This is a genomic window from Epilithonimonas lactis (assembly GCF_900110605.1).
GTDB lineage: Bacteria > Bacteroidota > Bacteroidia > Flavobacteriales > Weeksellaceae > Epilithonimonas > Epilithonimonas lactis.
Genome location: NZ_FOFI01000002.1, coordinates 20,515 through 43,373, shown reverse-complemented (window position 1 = coordinate 43,373; position 22,859 = coordinate 20,515). Strand labels below are relative to the sequence as shown.

At 39.0% G+C, this 22,859-nt stretch carries 21 protein-coding genes and 1 pseudogene; 12 read left to right on the top strand and 10 right to left on the bottom strand.

The window, feature by feature from the left end; genetic code table 11:
* Positions 1 to 29: 29 nt before the first annotated feature.
* Positions 30 to 2,843 (bottom strand): alpha-amylase family glycosyl hydrolase, encoded by a 2,814-nt coding sequence (locus tag BMW39_RS05325; RefSeq protein WP_034972905.1) that lies wholly within the window; start codon positions 2,841 to 2,843, stop codon positions 30 to 32.
* 414 nt (positions 2,844 to 3,257) lie between these two features.
* Between BMW39_RS05325 and BMW39_RS05320 the strand changes: the two genes are divergently transcribed.
* Both BMW39_RS05320 and deoC read left to right on the top strand, forming a co-directional pair.
* Positions 3,258 to 3,728, top strand: coding sequence for an Lrp/AsnC ligand binding domain-containing protein (locus BMW39_RS05320; RefSeq protein WP_034972903.1), 471 nt, complete (start codon positions 3,258 to 3,260; stop codon positions 3,726 to 3,728).
* 104 nt (positions 3,729 to 3,832) lie between these two features.
* A complete protein-coding gene (deoC, locus tag BMW39_RS05315) occupies positions 3,833 to 4,579 on the top strand; it encodes a deoxyribose-phosphate aldolase (RefSeq protein WP_083391894.1) in 747 nt (248 codons plus the stop codon).
* Positions 4,580 to 4,660: 81 nt separating this feature from the next.
* Here deoC and BMW39_RS05310 read toward each other — a convergent pair whose 3' ends face one another.
* The 7 genes and pseudogenes from BMW39_RS05310 to BMW39_RS05280 all read right to left on the bottom strand — a co-directional run bounded on the left by BMW39_RS05310 (position 4,661) and on the right by BMW39_RS05280 (position 12,380).
* A complete protein-coding gene (locus BMW39_RS05310) occupies positions 4,661 to 5,059 on the bottom strand; it encodes a VOC family protein (protein ID WP_034972899.1) in 399 nt (132 codons plus the stop codon).
* Positions 5,060 to 5,104: 45 nt separating this feature from the next.
* On the bottom strand, positions 5,105 to 6,574 hold the full coding sequence (locus BMW39_RS05305) for an alpha-amylase (RefSeq protein ID WP_034972896.1): 1,470 nt from the start codon (positions 6,572 to 6,574) through the stop codon (positions 5,105 to 5,107).
* Positions 6,575 to 7,014: 440 nt separating this feature from the next.
* Complete coding sequence (gene dinB, locus BMW39_RS05300) at positions 7,015 to 8,100, bottom strand: DNA polymerase IV (protein ID WP_034972894.1); 1,086 nt, start codon at positions 8,098 to 8,100, stop codon at positions 7,015 to 7,017.
* A gap of 209 nt (positions 8,101 to 8,309) precedes the next feature.
* Positions 8,310 to 8,825 (bottom strand): annotated as a pseudogene (locus tag BMW39_RS05295) (TlpA family protein disulfide reductase).
* A gap of 100 nt (positions 8,826 to 8,925) precedes the next feature.
* A complete protein-coding gene (locus BMW39_RS05290; protein WP_034972893.1) occupies positions 8,926 to 9,738 on the bottom strand; it encodes a purine-nucleoside phosphorylase in 813 nt (270 codons plus the stop codon).
* On the bottom strand, positions 9,722 to 10,747 hold the full coding sequence (lpxK, locus tag BMW39_RS05285; protein WP_034972891.1) for a tetraacyldisaccharide 4'-kinase: 1,026 nt from the start codon (positions 10,745 to 10,747) through the stop codon (positions 9,722 to 9,724). The genes BMW39_RS05290 and lpxK overlap by 17 nt, the downstream gene beginning before the upstream one ends.
* Positions 10,748 to 10,820: 73 nt before the next feature.
* Complete coding sequence (locus BMW39_RS05280) at positions 10,821 to 12,380, bottom strand: CotH kinase family protein (RefSeq protein WP_165569330.1); 1,560 nt, start codon at positions 12,378 to 12,380, stop codon at positions 10,821 to 10,823.
* 319 nt (positions 12,381 to 12,699) lie between these two features.
* On the opposite strand from BMW39_RS05280, the gene BMW39_RS05275 reads away from it, so the two are divergent.
* The 6 genes from BMW39_RS05275 (at position 12,700) to BMW39_RS05250 (ending at position 17,506) form a co-directional block, all read left to right on the top strand.
* The gene (locus BMW39_RS05275) at positions 12,700 to 13,557 is read left to right on the top strand and encodes a YicC/YloC family endoribonuclease (RefSeq protein ID WP_034972887.1); all 858 of its coding nucleotides are present in this window, start codon (positions 12,700 to 12,702) and stop codon (positions 13,555 to 13,557) included.
* Positions 13,558 to 13,578: 21 nt separating this feature from the next.
* Positions 13,579 to 14,175, top strand: coding sequence for a hypothetical protein (locus BMW39_RS05270; protein ID WP_034972886.1), 597 nt, complete (start codon positions 13,579 to 13,581; stop codon positions 14,173 to 14,175).
* A gap of 51 nt (positions 14,176 to 14,226) precedes the next feature.
* The gene (gmk, locus tag BMW39_RS05265) at positions 14,227 to 14,793 is read left to right on the top strand and encodes a guanylate kinase (protein WP_034972885.1); all 567 of its coding nucleotides are present in this window, start codon (positions 14,227 to 14,229) and stop codon (positions 14,791 to 14,793) included.
* 16 nt (positions 14,794 to 14,809) lie between these two features.
* Positions 14,810 to 15,826, top strand: coding sequence for a quinolinate synthase NadA (gene nadA, locus BMW39_RS05260; RefSeq protein ID WP_034972884.1), 1,017 nt, complete (start codon positions 14,810 to 14,812; stop codon positions 15,824 to 15,826).
* A 426-nt stretch (positions 15,827 to 16,252) separates the two neighbouring features.
* Complete coding sequence (gene folB / locus BMW39_RS05255; protein WP_034972883.1) at positions 16,253 to 16,615, top strand: dihydroneopterin aldolase; 363 nt, start codon at positions 16,253 to 16,255, stop codon at positions 16,613 to 16,615.
* 159 nt (positions 16,616 to 16,774) lie between these two features.
* Positions 16,775 to 17,506, top strand: coding sequence for an SIMPL domain-containing protein (locus BMW39_RS05250; protein WP_034972882.1), 732 nt, complete (start codon positions 16,775 to 16,777; stop codon positions 17,504 to 17,506).
* Between the two features lie 53 nt (positions 17,507 to 17,559).
* Here BMW39_RS05250 and dtd read toward each other — a convergent pair whose 3' ends face one another.
* Positions 17,560 to 18,009, bottom strand: a complete 450-nt coding sequence (dtd, locus tag BMW39_RS05245; protein WP_034972881.1) for a D-aminoacyl-tRNA deacylase — start codon at positions 18,007 to 18,009, stop codon at positions 17,560 to 17,562.
* A 26-nt stretch (positions 18,010 to 18,035) separates the two neighbouring features.
* Positions 18,036 to 18,488 carry a hypothetical protein gene (locus BMW39_RS05240; RefSeq protein ID WP_034972880.1) on the bottom strand — a complete coding sequence of 151 codons (453 nt, stop codon included), beginning with the start codon at positions 18,486 to 18,488 and terminating at the stop codon, positions 18,036 to 18,038.
* 98 nt (positions 18,489 to 18,586) lie between these two features.
* Here BMW39_RS05240 and greA point away from each other — a divergent pair, with 98 nt between their 5' ends.
* From greA to BMW39_RS05220, 4 genes are all read left to right on the top strand, one after another.
* A complete protein-coding gene (gene greA / locus BMW39_RS05235) occupies positions 18,587 to 19,054 on the top strand; it encodes a transcription elongation factor GreA (RefSeq protein ID WP_034972879.1) in 468 nt (155 codons plus the stop codon).
* 66 nt (positions 19,055 to 19,120) lie between these two features.
* Positions 19,121 to 19,510 (top strand): HIT family protein, encoded by a 390-nt coding sequence (locus tag BMW39_RS05230; protein ID WP_034972877.1) that lies wholly within the window; start codon positions 19,121 to 19,123, stop codon positions 19,508 to 19,510.
* 47 nt (positions 19,511 to 19,557) lie between these two features.
* Positions 19,558 to 20,733: an ATP-dependent Clp protease ATP-binding subunit ClpX gene (clpX, locus tag BMW39_RS05225; RefSeq protein WP_034972875.1), complete on the top strand. Its 1,176-nt coding sequence runs from the start codon at positions 19,558 to 19,560 to the stop codon at positions 20,731 to 20,733.
* Positions 20,734 to 20,818: 85 nt separating this feature from the next.
* The gene (locus BMW39_RS05220) at positions 20,819 to 22,849 is read left to right on the top strand and encodes a hypothetical protein (RefSeq protein WP_131474264.1); all 2,031 of its coding nucleotides are present in this window, start codon (positions 20,819 to 20,821) and stop codon (positions 22,847 to 22,849) included.
* Positions 22,850 to 22,859: the final 10 nt, after the last annotated feature.

Below are 22,859 nucleotides of genomic sequence, written 5' to 3'. Positions count from 1 at the left end.
GATTTTGGATTGTTAAAAATTGTTTTGACTTATTTCACAATCAATTTTGAAACTGCCAAACCTTCGTCTGATTTCAACTGAACCATGTAAACGCCGGAAGTCAATCCGTTTACAGAGAATGTTTCGTCTCCTTTTGCAGATTTCAATCCGAATGATTTAACTAGTTTTCCATTGATGTCGTACACGTTGATCTGTCCGTTTTTCGCCTTGTTGTATCTGATTTTCAAAACGCCTTCTGTCGCTGGATTCTGTACGATTTGAAGCGATGTCTTGTTGGTGTCGATCTTCGCATCGTCAGTCGCCAAAACGGTTTGGTTACCATAGATCCTGAATTCTCCTGGCTGAAGAACGACAGTCGTAGCAGCACTTGCAGACATTGAAGTGTTGTCCATCAAATTGTACCAAGTAGCGGCGTACGGGAAGTTAGGTGTTACAGTTTGTGCTGTTGTGGTAAAGTTGGCCACTACGATGACATTCTTCAAACTGTTTGCAGGCAATGCATCTTTCCAAATGTATATCTTAGGCAAAAGATTCCCAGACTCTACAGTGAAAGTGGTCGTGTCAAAAACTGGGCTTGACAATCTGATTTGCAAGATTTTTGACCATACATCGTAGATTGATTTTCTAGCCACATCTGTATCATAGCCTAATGTGAAAGCTACTGGTTTTGGAGAAAGTCTACAATCGTTGCTGATGGTTCCATTTTCACATCTGTTGATACTGAATTCATATCCAAGTTCTCCAAACTGCCAAATCATTTTAGGACCAGGAACGGTCAAAAAAACGGCACCGAAAGCTTTTTGTCTTTCTAATGCTGTTGCCAGAGTTTTTACGGGGCCATTTCCGTAGTTCAGGTTTCTGAACATCAATCTTTCTTCATCGTGGCTTTCACCGTAAGTTACATTTCTTCTTTCGCTGAAACCGTGGTTTTCGAAATCAACTCTGCTGAAGTTGCTGTTGGCATCGTAACCCATTGTGTTTTGACCGTAAGGACCAATCAAATTGTCCCACATCATCACACCTTTACCTTCGCCAACTTTGTAGTTTGCCCATTGTTGCTCTTCCTGATCTGAACCCAAATGTTCGAAGATGATGTAAGAAGTAGGGTCGTAAGACCATTGATAGTCCGAGTATAGTTTCAAAACATCCACTCTGTCCTGCTGATAAGAACCAGTACAACCTTCATCTGAAGCTGTACAGTTTTGTGTAAATCCTTTGGTAAGGTCCCAACGGAATCCATCCACTTTGTATTCTTTGATCCATTGTTCCAAAACTCTGTTCACGTAATATCTGGTGTCAGCTTTTGAATGGTTGAAATCATAGAAAACGTTGTAAGCGTGCGTCGGTAACAGGTTGAAGTATGGATTGTTGGAAGCCACGCCGCCATAACCTCCGTCTGTACTGGTGGACCACAATCTTTCTAATGGTGATCTTCCAGTCGCGTGATTCAACGCCACATCCAAGATCACGGCAATTCCATTTTGGTGACATTTATCAATGAATTCTTTGAATTTTTCCGGCGTTCCGTAAGCTTTGTCCAAAGCCAGGTGGAAGCCAGGATTGTAACCCCAAGAGTTGTTTCCATCAAATTCCATTACAGGCATTAGTTCAATCGCGTTTACGTTCAGTCCTTTGATGTACGGGATCTTGTCAATCATCGCCTGCCAGTTTTTTCCTTCTGTAAAATCTCTTACAAGCGCTTCATAAACGATAAGGTTTTGCTTTGCAGGTTTTTGGAAATTGGTCACCGTCCAGTTATAGGCAGGTTTAGCCGTTTGGATCACTGAAACATCATATTGCTGTCCGGCTGGATAAGCTGGCAATCCTGGATAGGTGCTAGCACTGATGAATGGGTCATCATCCGGAGAAAGTACCAAAGTGGAATAAGGATCTGCTACTTTCACGCCATCACTTGTTCTGTACTGGAAAGTGTAAACCTGCTGAGGCGTAAGGCCAGAGATCTCTAACCAGAAAAGATTGGTATTGTTCGTATCTCTCTTCATGATATAATTAGAAGAGATCTGCCAGTTGTTGAAGCTTCCAATGACATGAACATAACTTTTGAAAGGCGCATAAAGTGCCAATCCAACTTTTGTTGGGTCATTCGGGTCATAGGAAATCCCTTGTCTCATGTAAGATGGAATGGCTGCGCTCTGGGTACTAGGCGTTGGTGAAATGCTAAACTTTGAAGTTTGTACGGATCCGTCTGCCGTACTTGTAGCAGTCACTTCGATCTGATTGTCAGTCGTAATGTTGTACGCTGTGAAGATAGAAGAGACATTGTTTGCTGTGTAGATCGTGTTTCCATTTGCTTTTACCACGTAATTTGCAGGTAAAGATGTGCTGTAGGAAATAGGATAGTTGTTTCCTGAAGCTGTGAAGTTCACAGAGCCATTTCTTGGCGTTGTATTTACAAACTGAAATTTACCAACTTCAGAGTAAATGTCTTGAGACTGCCCGTTTCCAGTTTTGGTTTTCAAGAGGAAACCGATTCTTCCCAATCCTGTTCTGTTGTAGAACGTCTTAGGCACGAAGGTCATCGTGTAAGTATCGTTACCAGAATTGTAAGTCAACTTGTTGGTTTCACTGGAAGCTCCCCAGGTTCCATTGGTAGGGCAATCCATACTGTTCGCATCATTGCTGTCGTAGGACCATGCCCACAAGTACAAAGCGTTGTTGGTAACGCCCCAGGTAGATTCGTTGATGCTACTTCCATTCACAGTGATGGTAATGGATTCATCCTCGTTGAAGGCAGAGGGACTGATCGAGTAGGTGACCGTCTGCGTCTGCGCATAGCTAATGATTGCAATAAAAACTGCAATCAGGTTGTAAAATTTTTTCATTGGTCTATATATGAGGTTTTAAATATATCATTTTTTCAGTATTCAAAATTATTTTTTATTTTGATGTGATTTTTTATTTTAATTAATTGAAAATAAGGTTTTTATATTTTTAATTTAGAAATTGTATTCACTTAATTTAAATATTGGTTTAACTAAATATTAACATTAAATACACATTTGGGTAAAATTTGGTTTATATGATTTTTATTGATATTTGAAAAAAATAACATGGTTTATTTTTATATTTCATATTATTTTCTATAATTTTACCATCAAATAAAAAACAATAAACATTTATTTTAACTAAATATTAAGTTTGACAACAAATTGTTGTTTCAAAAATGGGTTAAAATTATTCGTTCGTTTAAAATATTTTGTTCTATATTTAAAAATCAAAAAAATCCATAGTAAATTATGAAAAGTGCACCTGAATCTGGTTATCATTTAGACGGAGTTGATAAGGAGATTGTCTATATGTTGATGGATAATGCAAAAACTTCTCTTGCACACATATCCAAACATGTTGGTATTTCTACGACCGCTGTTCACCAAAGAATAAAAAAGCTGGAGCAAGCTGGCGTTATCGAGAATTCGATTTCTTTTCTTAACCCACGAAAGATCGGCTACAAAGTGGTTTCGTACATTGGTGTTTTCTTGGATCAGCCAAGTCACTATCAGGACGCGATCAAGAATCTGAATTTGGTAAATGAAGTGGTAGAGGCACATTACACAACAGGAAACTACACAATATTCCTAAAGGTTCTTTGTAAGGACAATGACCACTTGATGGAGATCCTTAATAAGATCCAAAAACTGAAAGGCGTGACTAGAACGGAGACGATTCTTTCTCTTGAACAAAGCATCAGCAGACAGTTGAAAGTCTAAAGAAAATTGATATTATAAATAAAAGGATGCAAGTTATTTGTATCCTTTTTTTATTTTTGTACAAATAGAATTGGCCGTTGTAAGGCTTTAAAAATAAAAATCTGATTATGGAAATCAATCAATATTTAGACTCGACATATCTTAAAACGCCAGCTCAATCTGGACTTACAGAAGAACAAACCTTCGAGAAGGTAAGAGAACTGACAGATGAGGCCATTGCTCATAATTTCAAAGAAGTCATGATACGTCCAAATTATGTCAAATTAATTAAAGACTATCTCAAAGCTCAGAATTCCGAAGTTTTGGTAGGAACGGTCATCGGTTTCCATGAAGGCACTTATTCTGTGGAAGAAAAATTGGCAGAAGCAAATCAGGCTGTTTTGGATGGCGTGGACGAGTTGGATTATGTCATCAATTATGAAGCTTTCAAAGCTGGAGATCTAGACTTGGTGAAAAAAGAATTTGTGGAAGGAACAAAATTGGGTTTGCACTTCGACAAAACTGTAAAATGGATCATCGAGATCGCTGCACTTACGGATTCTCAAATTGCGGATCTGACAGCAAGCATCTGGAATTGGGCACAAGAAAACTTTGAAGAGAAAGACTTTTCAAAGATCTTCGTCAAATCTTCAACCGGTTTTTATGTGACCGAAGGCGGAAAACCAAACGGAGCGACTTTTGAAGGTGTAAAAATCATGTTGGACAACGCCGGCAAACTTCCCGTGAAAGCGGCAGGCGGTGTGAAAACGCCTGAAGATGCAGAAAAAATGATAAATTTAGGAATCCAAAGAATCGGAACTTCTGCTGCAAAAGCACTTCTTGGCGAAGGCTCAAGCGAAGGAGGATATTAATTCAATTCTTATTATAAAAAATATAAACCTCTCAGAAATAATTTCCGAGAGGTTTTTTTTATTGTGTTTGCTAAGAATGTCTTAATTATCAGTCGGTTCCCAAAGCTCCAACTTATTTCCATCAGAATCCAGGATATGAACAAATTTCCCATGATCAGACTCCTCGATTTCATCAAGGATAGTGACGCCATTTTCTCTTAGATTTTTCACCAATTCTTCGATATTCTGAACGCGATAATTGACCATGAATTCCTTTTTGGAAGGCTCAAAATAACTGCTCCCTTTTTTGAACGGACTCCATTGTAATTGATTCACTTCGTCTGGGTCATTGACGTTTCTGGATTCGAAGGTTGAGCCCCATTCGGTCATATCCAGACCAAGGTTTTTCGAGTACCAATCTCGGGTTTCCTTTGGGTCATCGGACAAAAAGAAAATACCACCGATTCCAGTTACTTTTGGAGGTTTATTTGAGTTTTCCATTGGGATAATTAATTATAAATCAAATATAATATTAATTTCAGTAATCTATTCCGCCACCCAAACACTCACATTCCCCGCAGGACAAGGAAAATCTGCCCAGCCATTTTCGTCAATCGTGATTTTATCTTCCAAATGTCCGGTGTAATCATAGAAAGTTTGCCCAGCGTATCGTTTCCCTATTTCCATTGGTTTGTGGTACGCCTCTTTGTTGCTCAGAACCACGGCACAACCAGAATGTTCATCATCACCTTCACGAATCCAGCCTAGGCAATTTGCATCTTCAAAATAATCTCTCTGTTCGCCATAGGCAAAATCTCTTCTCGCTCTGATGAGTTCTTCTATCGCATCCACTTTCTCGAGATGGATTTCATATTCGTTCCCATCACTCCCGTTGTCCTTGTAGCTCGCGCCATAAAGGTCTGGATAGAAAACACAAGGATAACCATCTTTCCTCAACAAAATCAAAGCATAAGCTAACGGTTTGAACCAAGTCTCCACCGGCGCTTCCAAAGCCTGAAGCGGTTGCGTATCGTGATTGTCCACCACAGTAACGGATTTGTCCGGATGAGAACCCACCAAAGTTTTGCTGAATATCTTTCTCAAATCATAATCTGGCGTTTTCGAAGCGGTATGGAAATTATGTTGAAGCGACGAGTCGAAAAGACTCATACAACCTTCCGTAGAATCGATGTACGCTTCCAAATGTGGCAACAATCCCGGCGCCCAATATTCACCAACGGCAAAGATGTCTTTTCCCGTGTTGGAGCGCAAAAGCGTGAGCCATTCTCTGTAAAATCCAGGCGAAATATGCTTCACAGCGTCCAATCTCACGCCATCAAATCCAGTCTCATCGTGAAACCATTTTCCCCAATGGTTCAGTTCTTCGCGCACAAACGGACTGCGATGCTCGATGTCATTGTACATCAGGTAATCGTAATTTCCTTTTTCCGTATCCACAATCTCGTCCCAGCCTTCACCGTGGTCGTTGAAGATTTGAAAAATCGCCTGGTCCAAGCCTTCAGCATAATCCACGCCAGAGAAACAAGTGAAATCCCATTTGAAATTAGAATATTTGTCACCTCTTCCTGGAAACGTAAATTTGGTGTAAGATTCGATTTCCATCACATCAGAAATAACCTTGTCGCGGTCATTTTCGTCCACTTTCACCACACGGAATTTCTCCAGTTCGTCACCACCAGCTTTGTGATTCAAAACCACATCGGCAATCACTTGGATTTTATTTTCTTTGAGCGCTTTCACGGCTTCCAGATATTGTTCCTTCGTTCCATATTTCGTAGCAACGCCACCTTTCTGGTCAAATTCCCCCAAGTCGAACAAATCGTAAGGGTCGTACCCAACAGAGAAACCTGCGTTCGTACTTTTATAAGCCGGCGGAAGCCAAGCCGAAGTAATCCCAAGGTCCGACAAATATGTTGCTTGGTCTTTTGTGTGTTTCCAAAGGAATGAGTCGCCATCGGTGTACCAATGGAAAAACTGTATCATCGTTCCGTTCATAAGAATGTAGATTTTTTCAGATTATTTAATTAGATATTCCGTTCTATGAAAATATCAAGCCAAGGAAAATCGCGGAGAAACAACAGAAAAATAAAAGGAATCAAGAAAGAAAGCTTGTAGTCATCAAAACAAATTATTTGGGCGCCTTTATCCGTCTTCCGCTCCCAATCTTTTTGCCATCGCTAATTCCAGCCACAAAAAAGGATTTCCGCTCAAGCCGGGGCGCGCTTCGCAAGGTTCAAACGTTCCCGAATCAAAACAACTTTTGTCACTTCGATAGGTTTCCTCTGATTAACAATAATGTTATTAAATCTGCCTAATCCGCCCAATCTGCGAGAAATAATTATTCCCAATCTCTTAGCTGAGCGTAAGCGTCCTTGCGAATCTTAAAATGTTTTCAAATAATTCAAAAAAATATTTGCGGACTTTGTGTTTTTAAGCTAATCATCAAACTCAGCAAAAGGAATCTTCAACTGAACAGAAACCTGCTTTTTCTCGTCTGTATTAAGATTGGACAAAGAAAGTCCAAGCAGTCGAATTGCCTTGTCAAAAGGTCGCAGTTCCCAAAGTTGTTTCGCCGTGTTGTAGAACTTTTCCGCATTTTCGAAATAAAGTTCCTGCGTTTTGCTTCTCGTATAAAGCGTGAAATCTTTGTATTTGATTTTCAAAGTCAAGGTCTTCCCTTTGATTTCTTTTTTGCCAAGCCGTTCTTCCAGTTCCAGACTTAATGACTTTAATTTCTGGTCCACTTCATCATCTTCATTGATGTCGTCCCAAAATGTTCTTTCCACCGCCACACTTTTCTGGATTCTATTCGGTTTCACTTCTCCATTGTGAATTCCGCGGACCACATTATAATAATATCGTCCTGATTTTCCGAAGAGTTTTTCCAGTTCGTCCAGAGATTTCGCCTTCAAATCAGAACCTTTGAAGATGTGCAACGTGTGCATCCTGTTCGCAGTCACTTTTCCAACACCGTAGAATTTCTCAATCGGAAGATTTTCCAAAAACTCATCTATCTTGGTTGGATGAATCGTTTTCTGTCCGTTTGGTTTATTGATGTCGGAAGCCACTTTCGCCAAAAACTTATTGACAGAAATTCCAGCCGAAGCCGTCAATCCCGTTTCCTCAAAAATCCGTTTTCTTATTTCCCTTGCAATGTCATTCGCCGACTCGATGTCTTTTTTGTTTTCGGTAACATCTAGGTAAGCCTCGTCCAGAGAAAGCGGTTCTACCAAGTCTGTGTATTCGTGGAAGATGCTTCTGATTTTGCTGGATATCTCTTTGTATCGGGCAAATCTCGGTTTTACAAAAATGAGATGCGGACATCTTTCTCTCGCCGTTTTACTTGGCATCGCAGACCGAACTCCAAATTTCCGAGCTTCATAACTTGCTGCTGATACTACACCACGATGTCCACCACCAACAGCAATGGCTTTTCCACGCAGACTCGGGTCATCGAGCTGTTCTACGGAAGCATAGAAGGCGTCCATATCTACGTGGATTATTTTGCGTTGAGGTTGCATTCGTTAATTTATTGTAGAAAGTTTGTTATTATGACAAATCTCGCAGCCCGACTTGAGTGGAAATCCTTTTTTGTGGCTGGAAAAGCCAAGGCAAAAAGATTGGGAACGGAAGGCGGAAATAGCTGCCATAAAAATTACTATAAAAATGTGGGATATTTTACGACAAATTTAATCAAAAAAAAATCCCGAAAATTTTCGGGAAGTTGATGTTATTTGGTAAGCTTGTCAATCGTGGTTTGAATCTCCGGATCTTCGGGCGAGATCGCGTAATATTTTGCAATGTCGGATTTTTGATCCACGACGATATATCTTGGGATCCAGTTGAGGTCGATGTAATTGTTGAAATCATTCTTCCAGCCAGACGCGAACCAATAATTTTCTTTGTTGGTCATCTCGTGCTTGTCAAGGCTTTTCAAAAAACCATCTTTAGAGCGCTCCAATGAAAGAAAAACGAAGTTGACGTTGGGATTCTTTTCTTCCAATTCCTTGGCTTTCGGAAATGCTTTGAGGCAATCTCTGCACCAGCCAGCCCAGAAATCCAGAATGACAACTTTGCCTTTGTGTTGCTTCAGGATTTCGGTCATAGAGATCTCTTTCCCGTTTGTATCTTATAATTTTTGAGCTAAAGCTTCTTTGGAAAATTTGGTTTTCAGAACTTTTGGAACTTCCTGAGAAAATCCAAATTGGAAAACCATTAGTAACAGATAAATTAAAATCCTCTTCATTATTTTTAAATTTTGATGAACGAAGTTATGAATATTATGTTAAATGAAATTAAAAAGACAGCGAAAAAAGCTGTCTTGATGATTTACATTTTGAATAAAGTTAGTAATTCCTTACCAGACCTTTTACAATCTTGATGACATTTGGCATCGCCTTGTTGGCGGCTTCCAGAACTTCCTCGTGAGAAACTGCGAAAGCAATATCAGGTCCACCTAGATCCGTGATGATCGATAGACAGAAGCAATCCATTCCTTGATGTTTTGCAACAATCACTTCCGGAACGGTGCTCATTCCAACCGCGTCACCGCCGATGGCTTTGATCATGCCGTATTCTGCTGGTGTTTCAAAGGTTGGTCCTGTCAAAGCGACGTACACACCTTCTTTGACATCAATGTTTTCGTCAACTGCTACAGATTTTGCGATTTCGATCATTTTGCGGTTGTACGGTTCGCTCATATCTACGAAACGAGGTCCGAACTCGTCGAGGTTTTTTCCTCTCAATGGATGTTCTGGCAACATATTGATGTGATCGGTCAGGATCATAATATCAGCCACTTTGAAGTCTGGATTCACGCCACCACAAGCATTGGAAAGAATCAAATTCTTGATTCCCAACAAATGGAAAACGCGGAAAGGAAAGGTGACAGTTTCGATGGAATGACCTTCGTAATAATGAAAACGGCCGCTCATCATCAATACTTTTTTACCTTCCAAAATCCCGTAAATCAACTTTCCGCCGTGACCCACAACTGTGGTCTGTGGGAAGTTCGGAATATCTTTGTAATCTAAAGTGTGAATCGCCTCAACCTCGTGCTGAAGTTTTCCTAAACCAGAACCCAACACGATTGCAAAATCTGGAGTTTCTCCGATGATGTTCTTGATGAATTCTGCTGTCTCTTTATACTTTTCTAACATAATTTTGAATGATCTGGTTAAAGTCCTCGCGCTTGTCGATCTCTACATTGATCGGCCAGTAGAAAATCTTATTTCGAAGATAATCAAAAGTCTTGAGGCGCACATAATCTTTTTCGGTCGTCAAGATGACCTTGTATTCACCAAGTTTTTTGTACTCAGCTGAGATTTTCTTGATGTCATCATCTGTGAAATTGTGATGATCTTTGTATTGAAGATGCTTGACTTTTTTGTTGTATTTCGCAAGCTCCTTTAATAATTGAGAAGGATTTGCAATTCCGGTAATCAACAATACATCATAATAATCCAGATTTTTCACGGGCATCATGCTATCGAGTCCCATGATGTTCTCATCATAAGCAATTGCGGAGAAGAATACCTTTTGGTAATGCTGCGGTCTGATTCTCGAAATGTAATATTGTTTTTTCTCCTCGGTAAGGTCGTCCGGACATTTGGTTACCATGATGATATTGGCGCGACCCATTCCGTTTCGGCTTTCTCTCAGATCGCCAGCTGGCAGGATGAAGTCTTTGAAGTAAGGATCATTGTAATCCGTCAAAAGAAGATTCATGCCAGGTTTGATTGCACGATGCTGGTAGCTGTCGTCCAAAAGCAGAACTTCCAGATCCATATCTTCGATGATTTTCTTGGCACCAAAAACACGGTCTTCGCAAACGCCGATCACAAAACGATTTCGGAAACGTTCGAATAGTTGCATCGGCTCATCACCAACGAATTTGTAATTGCTGTCGTAGTTTACAATGCCATAGCCTTTTGTTACCCTTCCGTATCCGCGAGATAAAACACCTGTTCTGTAATATTTGGAGAGATATTCTGCCAAATACATTACCATCGGTGATTTTCCACTGCCGCCAACGGACAGATTACCAACACCAATGATTGGTGTTCGGAATTTCGAAGAAGAAAATAATCCCCAATCATACATCCGGTTTCTGATCGAAGTTCCGAGATGATAACCTAGGGAAAAGGGGTAGAGATACCATCTTTTCATAGATTGCAAAAATAAGGATTTCTATGAAAACTAAAGCATGATAAGACACATAAGAAAAGGGCGAATGTAACTTTTATTTGTCGATGATCAATTTGAAACTTTGCTTGATGCCAGCATCAGATTTTATATTCAAAATGTAATTACCATTGGGGATATTACCGATGTAAAGGCTTTGGTCCATTTGGTTTTGAGTAACGGACCTTACTTTTCGTCCTGCAATCGTGTAGATATCTATGTCAAGGAAAGTGTTTTCAGCTTTGACATTTTTATTGGTGAAATAGATGTAGTTCTTTGCCGGATTTGGATAGAACTGGAATTTGGAATCGTTTTTATTAATTTCTTCTGTTGGAGGAATAACTGTTGTTTTTTCAAACAAAAAGGTCTTATCCAGATAGGCGATCCTTTCTGTCAGCCATTTTCTGATGTATAGAAATTCCTCGTATTCGGATGATATCGTGCTTCCCGAATTGGCAATCTGGTCTCTTTCCAAAGCACCATTGGACTTGAGATAATCAAAGTTATCTATCAGGATCTGCATGATATGGTCAACAGTGATGGTGTTGGATCTCAACTCTGTCCATCTTTTGTCGAGGTCAGAACGGAAACCATCGTCTCTTGAATCATTTAGAAGACGGGTATAAAGACCATTTGTCAAAATATCAGCGGTTACATTTTCCACAGAACTGTCCCAAACCCTTCCTAATACGCCATCTAAATCCCAAGGAATGAAGAAATATTTACCATTCTTATCATATCTTGCAGTGTAGACGTTTTTTCCAGTATTATCTGAGGCTCGCATTAGATTTAGAAAAATGAAATAATCTATAAGATTTTTGTTGTCATACTTTTCTTTATATTGAGAATAGAAGGTTTCATCATCGCTGTTGATCACAAAACTATGCAGATTATAAAGATTGCTCCAGTCTCTCAGGTCTTTTGGATACTTGTACTCAAAACCGCCCCAAGTTTCTGAGGTATTGTCAAACGGCGGCAAATCGTAATATGCAGTTGTTTCCCAACTATCAGCTTTGTATAGCTCACCGCGAATCTCGGTTTCATTATTTTTTTTAAGTTTCAATTGCTTCCGGTCTATTTTTTCTGCAATGGCGTAAATGCCTTGATAGGAATTGTTGACGAAGACTTCTGCAAATTTTGAGTCGACTCCAGATTTTGCTTTAGATTCTTGTTCTATATAATAAAGTGTACTTATTCTTTTCCAAACTTCCCAGGCGGTTGAACTTGTTATTTTCAACGGCTCATTGTAGATGGCCTGCAAGTTCCAGTCTTTGTCTTCTCTCATTCCCAGAAGTGAAATATCTAGCGTCTCACTCCCTGCGTTGTCTTTCCAAAATTCTATCTCAAAAGATTTTTTTGGGTAATTTTGGGAGGTTGCACCTCGATATTCTATTCCTGCATTGGATGTTGTGATCGTCCCATTGTTTTCTATAAGACTTATTTTTGATAAGACTTTAGGTGAATCTGATATTTGTGAATCTGATTCTACATATAGCAAAGGCAATTCTGTGAAGTATATTGAGTATCTTTCGAAACTTTGATTCAATACAATCGTATATCTGATTCCAATTTTTAGAATGGTAACCTGATCCAGGACTTTGTATTCAGAATTTTCCATCTTTAATTTGATGGACTCCGTATCGAATTTTAAAGTACTCAAATTTGTATTGCATACAATCAATCTTTTTACTTTATCAATTCGGTAACTTTCTTTCGGGATTTCAATTGTGGAAGCAAATATTTGAGTGCTAATTGCTATTAAAATAAAAGATAAATACTTATACATAGGTTATTTTTTTTTTTTTTTCGGGCGCAAAGATAATGTTTCTAGTTTACTGGGATGGTAAAACTCTGCAAATCTTGGAAAACACGACCAAAGTCATTTTCATCCCGACAATAGTTTTTTAATTATCTTTGCAATCTTATAAATATTAAATATGATATTATCTATGACAGGTTTTGGGAGAGCCGAAACTGTTTATGAAGGCACAAAAATAACGGTGGACATCAAATCGCTGAACAGCAAGAACTTCGATCTGAATGTGAAGACGCCGCTTAGATATAAAGAAAAAGAATTCGAGATCAGAAAACTTCTCAATGATAAGATCCTTCGTGGAAAAGTAGATTGCTACATCAATTGCGAAAGTTTGGAAGTCAGTAATGATGTGAAGATCAATGAGGATATCGTTAAAAACTACATGGATCAGCTAAGAGCTGTTGCTTCTGACGCGCCAGAATTTGAATATCTAAAAATGGCTGTGAGAATGCCAGACGTTCTATCCACAAAAAACTCTGACCTGGACGAAAACGAATGGAAGTCACTTCTCACAGTGGTGCAGGATTCAGTGAGCAAATTCATAGAATTCCGTCAAACAGAAGGGAATAATTTGGCTGAGGAAATTGAGAAGATCGTTCAGAACATCGAGCATAATTTGAATCAGGTCGGTCAATATGAGGAAGAAAGAATCCAGCCGATCAAAGACCGTTATCAATCTGCGCTTAAGAATTTTGAAAATATCGATGAGACCAGATATTACCAGGAAATGGTCTATTTTGTTGAGAAATTGGATATTTCTGAAGAGAAAGTTCGTCTTTCACAGCACATCAAATATTATCTTGAAGTGATGAGAAACGAGGACTTCAATGGAAAAAAATTAGGTTTCATTGCTCAGGAAATGGGACGTGAGATCAATACTTTAGGTTCGAAAGCCAACCATTCCGAGATTCAGAAATTGGTGGTGGAGATGAAGGATGATTTAGAAAAGATTAAAGAGCAAACGTTGAACGTTTTGTAAGAGGCAATACTGTCATATAACATGCGTTTCTTTTTAATATTTTCATCGCTTTTCCTGTTCACATTTCTAAAATCACAAAATGTAGATTCGTTAGCGAATATTCCACCAGAGCTTAAAGAAACTGAAATCAGAATTTATAAAGACAGAGGAATAACAAACAGCGGACATATTTTCAGAATCTATCAAGAAGATAAAATCTGGAAAGCAGAACTAATCCAATGGTTTTTTCCTAGAGAAATCAGCAAAGATGAGTTTGAACCGATAAACCCAAAACTTACAAATCTAAAATCTGAAAAATCTTTAGAACAATCATTCCTAAATATCAAAGCGAGAAATATCGGTTTTCTTCCTAACGAAGAATGTTTTCAATATAAAAAGGATCAAAGTCAAGTTGTTTACGATGAAGAGGAAAAAGATTGGGTTTTTGAAATTAAAAATGCAATTATGGTTTTAGACGGAACTGGATATTTAGTAAAGTACAAATCTGGACAACAACAAAACGAATTTAATTATAGTAATCCTGAGTCTTATTTGAAACATTATCCAGACATTGACGAACTCAATTATTTCGTGGATATTTTGAAATATATCAGAAAAGAATTTAATATAGAATTTTAAAGACTGATTCATTATTATAGTTTGAATTAGAAATTAGAAAACTCAAAAAGAATGAAACAAAAAGTCATCATATTCTCCGCACCATCCGGAAGTGGAAAAACAACGTTGGTGAAACACGGTTTGTTGGTTGTGCCAGAACTCTGTTTCTCAATTTCTGCAACTACAAGACAACCGCGAGGCGAAGAAAAACACGCCGAAGATTATTATTTCCTGACGCCAGAAGAATTCAGGTCCAAAATATCGGAAGATGGATTCGTGGAGTTCGAAGAAGTTTACACAGACAAATACTACGGAACTTTAAAGTCCGAAGTCGAAAGGATCTGGAGCCAAGGCAAAGTTGTGATCTTCGATGTCGATGTCAAAGGTGGAATCAAGCTGAAGGAGATCTTCGGAGACAAAGCGCTATCGATTTTTGTGATGCCGCCAAGCATTGCCGAGTTGGAACAGAGATTGATAAAAAGAAATACCGATTGCGCAGAAACCATCAAAACCAGAGTGGAAAAAGCAGGCGAGGAAATGACCTATCAAAAACATTTCGATAAAATTATTATCAACACAGATCTTGATGTGGCAAAAGCCGAAGTCGAGAAAATAATTAATAACTTTATCAACGAATAAAATCTGACACAAAATCATGGAAAATACTTTAAACACAGCGATAAATAATATGCCCGTCAAAGGCTTTCTAGACCTTAAGGAATTTGCGATTCCCACCGGAGACGATCTAGTGCAAGCAATCCTTGACCTTAAAAAAGAGAAGAATGCCGTGATCTTGGCGCATTATTATCAGCCAGGACCAATTCAGGACATCGCGGATTTCCTAGGTGATTCTCTACAATTGGCAAGACAAGCCAAAGAAACCGATGCCGATATGATCGCATTTTGTGGTGTTCACTTCATGGCAGAAGCTGCGAAGATCCTTAATCCAACCAAAAAAGTAGTGTTGCCAGATACGCTTGCGGGTTGTTCTTTGGCAGACGGTTGTTCCGCAGAAGGACTCAACAAAATGCGCGAGCAACATCCAAATGCTTTGGTCGCCACTTACATCAACTGTAATGCAGAAACCAAGGCCGCTTCGGACATCATCGTGACAAGTTCCAATGCAGAACAGATCATCGAGGCTTTACCAAAAGACCGTCCGATCATCTTCGCGCCGGACAAGAATCTTGGGCGTTATCTGAGCAAAAAAACGGGTCGCGACATGATCCTTTGGGACGGAAGCTGCATCGTGCACGAGGCATTTTCCATGGAGCGCATCGCACAACAGCTGGCCGACCATCCGAATGCAAAACTGATCGCGCATCCGGAAAGCGAAACGCCGGTTTTGGAATTGGCACATTTCATCGGCTCCACTTCAGCGCTTCTGAATTATGTAGAACAGGACGATTGTCAGCAGTTCATCATCGCAACAGAGGAAGGAATTCTTCACGAGATGAGGAAGCGCGCGCCGCACAAGGAACTTATTCCAGCTCTTGTTTTCGACGAAAGCTGCAACTGCTCCGAATGTTTTTACATGAAACGAAATACGCTGGAAAAACTTTATCTGTGCATGAAATACGAACTTCCCGAGATCAAAATGGACGAAGAGATTCGCCTGAAAGCTTTGAAACCGATAGAAGCCATGTTGGAACTTTCCAAAAGCATCAAATAAAAATACAAACCTTGTCCTAGTGATGGGGTTTTTTTGTGCACTAATTTGGGCAATCCCCTCGCCAAATCTCAGCCACCACTCGGGTCGGGCTATCCGCTGCAATCTTTTTTTCTGCTGCCTCAGCGGAGTCGAAGGCAGCAGAAAAAAAGGATTTCCACTACTATCCCTATTGCAGCTTCGCGGAGATCACAGTTTTACCAAAACAACTGGATTTTCCCCAAAATAGTTGCAAATTCTAGAGGAAACCCAACGCCGTATTCAAGGAAGTCAATCTTAAATTACTGAGATTCTTCTTGAATTAAAAAACTGTATATTTTTGTATTTATCTCTTTTCTGAGCGAAGCGCCTTTGTGAGCCTAAAATTTTTCAATAAAATAGAAAAAGCTTTGTGGACTTTGTGTTCAATTTTTTTTCTATTTTTAAACAATGAAATCAAAAATCATTTTAGAAGACATAAAGATCTACGCCTATCACGGCGTTCTGCCCGAAGAAGCCATCATTGGAAATCATTACGTCGTGAATCTGGAAGTGCATGCCGATCTGGAAAAAGCATCGCAATCGGATAATCTTCATGACACCATCAATTACGCTGAAATCAATGACATCATTCATCAGGAGATGAAAGTGCGTTCAGAACTTCTGGAACACGTTATTGGAAGGATCATCAATAAAATCGAAAGTCAATTTCCACAGATCACATTCATTAAAATAAAATTGACCAAGATCATTCCACCAATGCCAGGCGAAATGAAAGGCGTCAGCTTGGAATTTGAAAAGGAAATTAATTAATGAAAAGGCTTCGAGAGCCTCAGCCTGACGATGTGTAAAATTCATGATGAGTTGCAAAGTGTCACTTTTAGGTTCTCAGAATATTTTAAATTTAAAATGTTAATGAAATCTTAAAATTTGGTATTGCGTTTGCTGCAAAAGATTCAAATTCAAAATCATATGAAGACTTATCTTGCAGTGGCCATTGCGGCGCTCGGATTCATTATTGCGGCAGCTTTTTTAGGGAGTGCAATTAAAAATCGGAACAAATCCGAGAACACGGTTTCCGTAACAGGACTAGGTTCGAAAACTTTTACTTCTGATCTGATCTCCTGGTCGGGTAGTTTTTCCAAAAACAGCTTCGAGCTGAAAACAGCTTACGATGATCTTGCGATTGACAGAAAAGTCATTTACGATTATCTGAGATCCAAAGGCGTTAAGGAAAACGAAATGATTTTTTCCGCGGTCGATATTCAGAAACAATTCAGAAGTTTTACGGATTCCAACGGCACCTACCAGCAAGGAGAATTCTCAGGTTATAATTTGACCCAAAGTGTTTCCATCAAATCAAAAGAAGTTTCTAAGATCGAGAATATCTCCAGAAACATCACAGAGATCATCAACCGTGGCATCGAGTTTACGTCCTCGTCGCCCCAATATTTCTACACCAAATTGGCGAATGTAAAACAGGAAATGATTGCCAATGCGACAAAAGATGCCAAAGAACGCGCAGAGAAAATCGCTGAGAATGCTGGAAGTGATTTAGGAAATTTGAAGAAAGCAACAATGGGTGTGATCCAGATTACAGCACCCAATTCCAACGAAGATTATTCCTACGGCGGCACTTACAACACAACTTCCAAAGATAAAGAAGCCAGCATCACCATAAAACTCGAGTACGAGGTCGATTAATAAAAAGGGAGCACTTTAAAATGCTCCTTTTTGTTTTTGATAACTGTTGATCTCTATTGTTTCGTTTTGCTGTCAAAAACCAGCGTGACTGGACCATCGTTGATGAGCGAAACTTTCATGTCTGCACCGAAAATGCCACTTTCTATCTTCAAACCAGATTTTTTGATCTCTGCTTTAAAGTGTTCAAATAATGGAATGGCTTTGTCTGGTTTTGCAGCTTTGATGTAAGAAGGACGATTGCCTTTCTTGTAATCCGAGATCAAGGTGAATTGGCTGATGCAAAGGATCTCACCATTGATGTCTCGTACAGAATGATTCATTTTGCCTTCTTCATCCGAGAAAACCCTCACATCCAATACTTTTTTGACAAGCCAATCTGCATCGGAAATTTCGTCGGTTTCATCAACGCCGATGAGCAACATCAATCCTTTTTCTACTTTTCCGACGATCTCGTCATCAACTTTCACATGGGCTTCGGAAACGCGTTGGAGAACAACTTTCATTTGAAAAGAAATATTAGACTTTAAAGTTAATTATAGATTGATAAAATATTGGAATTGGAATCGAAACTGTAGCCATAGATCTTAGGCGCTATCTTTGCGACTGCGGTTGGCTGTCCTGTTATGAGGATCCATTCAGCGCCATCATTTGGGCAATGGAGAGACGTTCCATTTTTTACTTCCAAAGTGGTGTCTGCTTCTGGACAGATGTGTGGCGCATTCCTATCATAAACTTTGAAACCGCTGGTGGTCCTTACCACGATCAATCCTCTGGTTCCTGATCCCACTTCGTTGACATAGACCCAGCCTCCAACATTTTGAAGTGCATAATAAGATGGCAAACCAAGATTGAGCTGTACAGAAACGGTTGCGTTAGGAAAGCAACTGACTGTTTCGTTGCGCTCACTGCAAGAGCTGCTGAAAGTTAATAAACTGAAAGTCAGTAATGATATAAAAAGAGATAGGTTTTTTTTGATTTTCATTTCAAAATTAATTATATATTTGTAAACTCAATCTGAGACAAAATAGTATCCGGCAAAGGTCGGATTATTTTTTTATACAAACGATAAATTTTATTGTTATGAACTACGTAACCAAAGAAGGTTTGGACAAAATGAAGGCCGAACTGGAACAACTCGAAACCATAGAAAGACCAAAAATAACACAGCAAATCGCTGAAGCTAGAGATAAAGGCGACTTGTCCGAGAATGCGGAATACGATGCTGCAAAAGAAGCGCAAGGAATGCTGGAAATGAGAATTTCAAAGATCAAAGATATTGTTTCGACTTCCAAGATAATAGACGTTACTCAGTTAGATCTTAGCAAAGTATCAATCCTTACAACCGTGAGATTGAAAAATAATGCGACAAAAGGTGAGCAAAAATTCACTTTGGTGCCAGACAATGAGAGTGATATCAAAACAGGAAGGATCTCTGTGAATACACCAATTGCAAAAGGGCTTTTGGGTAAAGTTGTAGGGGAAACCGCTGACATCATTTTGCCAAATGGCAACAAACTTTCTTTCGAAGTTTTAGAAATCTCATTGTAGGGAGTAAAGTTTTTGTTGGTTTAATAATTGCTGAAAAATTTAACTAGATCAATCAATTAAAAAATTATGAGCAGTATTTTTTCAAAGATCATCAGCGGAGAGATCGACAGCTATATAATTGCGGAAGACGAGAAGCATATTGCTTTTCTGGATGCAATGCCACTGGTGAAAGGTCACACCTTGGTCGTTCCGAAAAAGGAAACCGATTTGATATTTGATCTGGAGTCTGAGGATTACAAAAATCTTTGGGCATTCACACAAAATATTGCCAAACAGATCAAGAAAGCAGTTCCATGCAAGAGAGTGGGTGTAGCGGTTGTAGGATTGGAAGTTCCACATGCGCATATTCACCTTGTTCCGCTCAATACGATCGATGACCTAAACTTTAAAAATGCGCGGCTCACATTGTCAGCTGACGAATACAAAGAAATTCAACAATCCATAATAAATGCATAAAAGAAGTTTCGGCTTCTTTTTTTAATTAAATAGAATTCAAGATATTTATGAATCCAAATCAATGTTCATTTTGCGGTAGAAAAAAGAGTGAAGTTCAAATTTTGATCTCTGGTCAAAATGGCTTTATCTGCGAAAACTGTATCGAACAAGCGCACGCTATCGTGAAAGATAGTGCCACCGCAACGCCAGAAACATCGATGGCGTCATCTCTGGAGGAACTCAAAAAACCTCGTGAGATAAAAACTTTCCTTGATGAGTACGTTATCGGACAGGATCAAGCAAAAAAACAGCTATCCATAGCCGTTTACAATCATTACAAAAGAATCCTTCATGCTCAGGACGAGAATCGTGAAGTAGAAATAGAAAAATCCAACATCATCATGATCGGTGAGACCGGAACTGGAAAAACATTATTGGCAAAGACCATTGCTAAGCAACTTAATGTTCCGTTCTGTATCGTAGATGCTACGATTCTTACGGAAGCAGGATACGTAGGGGAAGATGTAGAAAGTATTCTTTCCAGATTGCTGATGGTGGCAGATTATGATGTCGAAAAAGCAGAAAAAGGAATCGTCTTCATCGACGAGATCGACAAGATCGCCAGAAAATCTGATAACCCAAGCATTACAAGAGATGTTTCGGGAGAAGGTGTTCAGCAAGGTCTTCTGAAACTTTTGGAAGGAAGCATCGTGAATGTACCGCCACAAGGAGGTCGTAAACATCCAGATCAAAAATATATCCAGGTGAATACGCAGAATATCCTCTTCATTGCAGGTGGCGCATTTGACGGAATGACAGAGATTATAGAAAGAAGACTTAATAAGCAAGCCATTGGATTCTCTAAAGATAAATTGAAAAAGACAGACGATGCAGATTACATCCTAAGTCAGATCAATGCTATCGATCTAAAAAGTTTTGGATTGATCCCAGAGCTTCTGGGAAGATTTCCAATCATCACGTATCTGGAAAAATTGACAAAAGAAGTTCTAGTGAGAATTATGAAAGAACCGAAGAATTCTATCGTCAACCAATTTACAGAGCTTTTCAAAATGGATAATGTGAAGCTTGAATTTACAGATAAGGCTATTTCAGAAATTGTAGAAGATACCATGAACAAAGGACTTGGAGCTCGAGGATTGCGAGGGACAACCGAAAAGGTATTGGAGGATTATATGTTTAATATTGAAAATAATGAAGAGGTGAGAATAGATTCAATATTATAAAATCTTTAAATATTGGAAGAAAATTTCCGATTATTTAAAAAATTAATATCTTTGCAAGATAAACACACAAATAAATATGATCAAGATGATAAAAAAATTATTCTTACTAAATTGTGGATTCCTCTCTAGTTTGGGCTTTTCTCAGGTCCTTACTTATGTGGGAAGTTCTGCATTGGTCACCATTCAGCCTCAGACTTTGGTGTACAACGGTGGAGGTTTGGAAACTGCTGCTTCAGCTACTATTAATAATGCTGGGAACATCATGCTTAGAGGGACTGCGACAGGAAATACAACGACAGAACCCAGGCTGACCATAAATACTGCATCGAATTTCAGAATCGTAGCTTCTACAACCAATGCAGCAACAGATTACGGTCAATTGTATATTACTGGGATAAGCCAAGGTAATATTTCCGGAAAAGTCCAGAAACAATACAGGTCTGAGTATATCAATGGAAATACGACAGACAATACCGGAAGACAACAGATTGGACTTCCTTTCTATAATTTCACAATTCCAGAACTTGAAAGTGTTTTCGGCGCAGGGAAGCTAAACGTAACAAATACTGCAAATAATTCTGCTGGACGTTTCAATGTGGCTTCTGCTTTCTGGTGGAACAACGCAAGAGCACGTTTTGACCAGATTGCAAACGGCGGAACTGCTTATGATGCTTCAGGTAATCCAAACCCTAGCTTTATCAATCCGATGACCTACTACATCCTTCCTAGAAGGACAGCAGCAAACGCAACTGCATTTTGGAATCCTAGTGGGGAAACAAAGACATTCGTAGGAACTCCAGTTTCAGATATGACCACATCTAACGTACAATTAAGTTTGTCAGGAGGATATACCGGTGGTTTTGGAGTAAATGGTAATGGAGCCAACTTTTTTGGAGAAAGATATTATTCATATTTAGATGATCCTTTTGAAAGTAAAACATCTGGCTGGTCAGCAAATTATGGATTGAATCTATATCAGATGTCAAATCCATTCTTGACAAATTTAGATCTTAAATATATTGCCCAAAATGAAGCTACGAATTTGAGCGATGGTAATTACATTACCAATCTTACTGGAATAGCTTATTATAGATCTGGGAATGTTTCTTGGGCTATTAGAACAGGTTCTTCATATTCCACCACTGCTACATTGATGCTGGCATCAGGCGTATTCCAAGCTGGTGATGTGAATGCAACAGTGATCAGACCTTTAGGAGCGTTTATGGTCAAGTTAAGTTCAAATGCGGCTCAGACTATTAATTTTAGCGGGACACGTAGATTCAAATATTCTTCTCGTGCAAGTAATGTTGATTACTCTGTAGCTGCTGCTCGAAACGGTTCAGCTTCTACACAAGAAGAGGGTGAGCCAAATGCATTGGTTGATATTCCGGCGGACAAAGTTGTGAAACAAGTAGCTGTGGTAATGTACGATTCTGAAGGTGATGAGCTGGATAGAACCTATTACGCTGTTTCGCCATCTGCTGTTACAGGACATAGCACTTTGACTAGCCTTCAAGCTTTTAATACAGACAAAAAGATCTTTACCAAGGAAGAAAAATCTGATGGAGGATTGGATGCAAATTATAGCGATAAGCTTTACATCAATGAAGCGAATGAGATAGATTTCAAATCAAAACAAATTCCTCTTTACATCGATTATGCCGATGAGCCTTACCAATTGAAGTTCGAAGTATATGAAAGAGGAGAAAGAGTGGAAGGTGGATTATCCAACGGGAACAGTTTTTACTTTAAAAATGAACAAGGCCAATTTGTGAAAATCGTAGATGGCGGTTCTGTTGCGATGAATGGGTCTCAACAAAACTTAGGATTATATTATGAGATACCTGCAAATGGCACGTTGGATGCTAATAATGCAATTAAATCTCAAACTGTTATCGCTAAGAAGGATTCACAATGGGTAGTTAGATTTGCTAAAGATTGGAAAAATGCTTCAGTTGAAGTTTATTCTGCTGCAGGCCAACTTCTGAACTCAAAATCGCAGATTTCTACTGGATCTGATTATACGATTCCACTTAATTATCAAGCAAAAAGTATTTTCGTTGTAAAAGCTATTTCTGATAAAGGAGAAGTTGTTATTAAAAAAATTGTTAACTAAGACAAACACA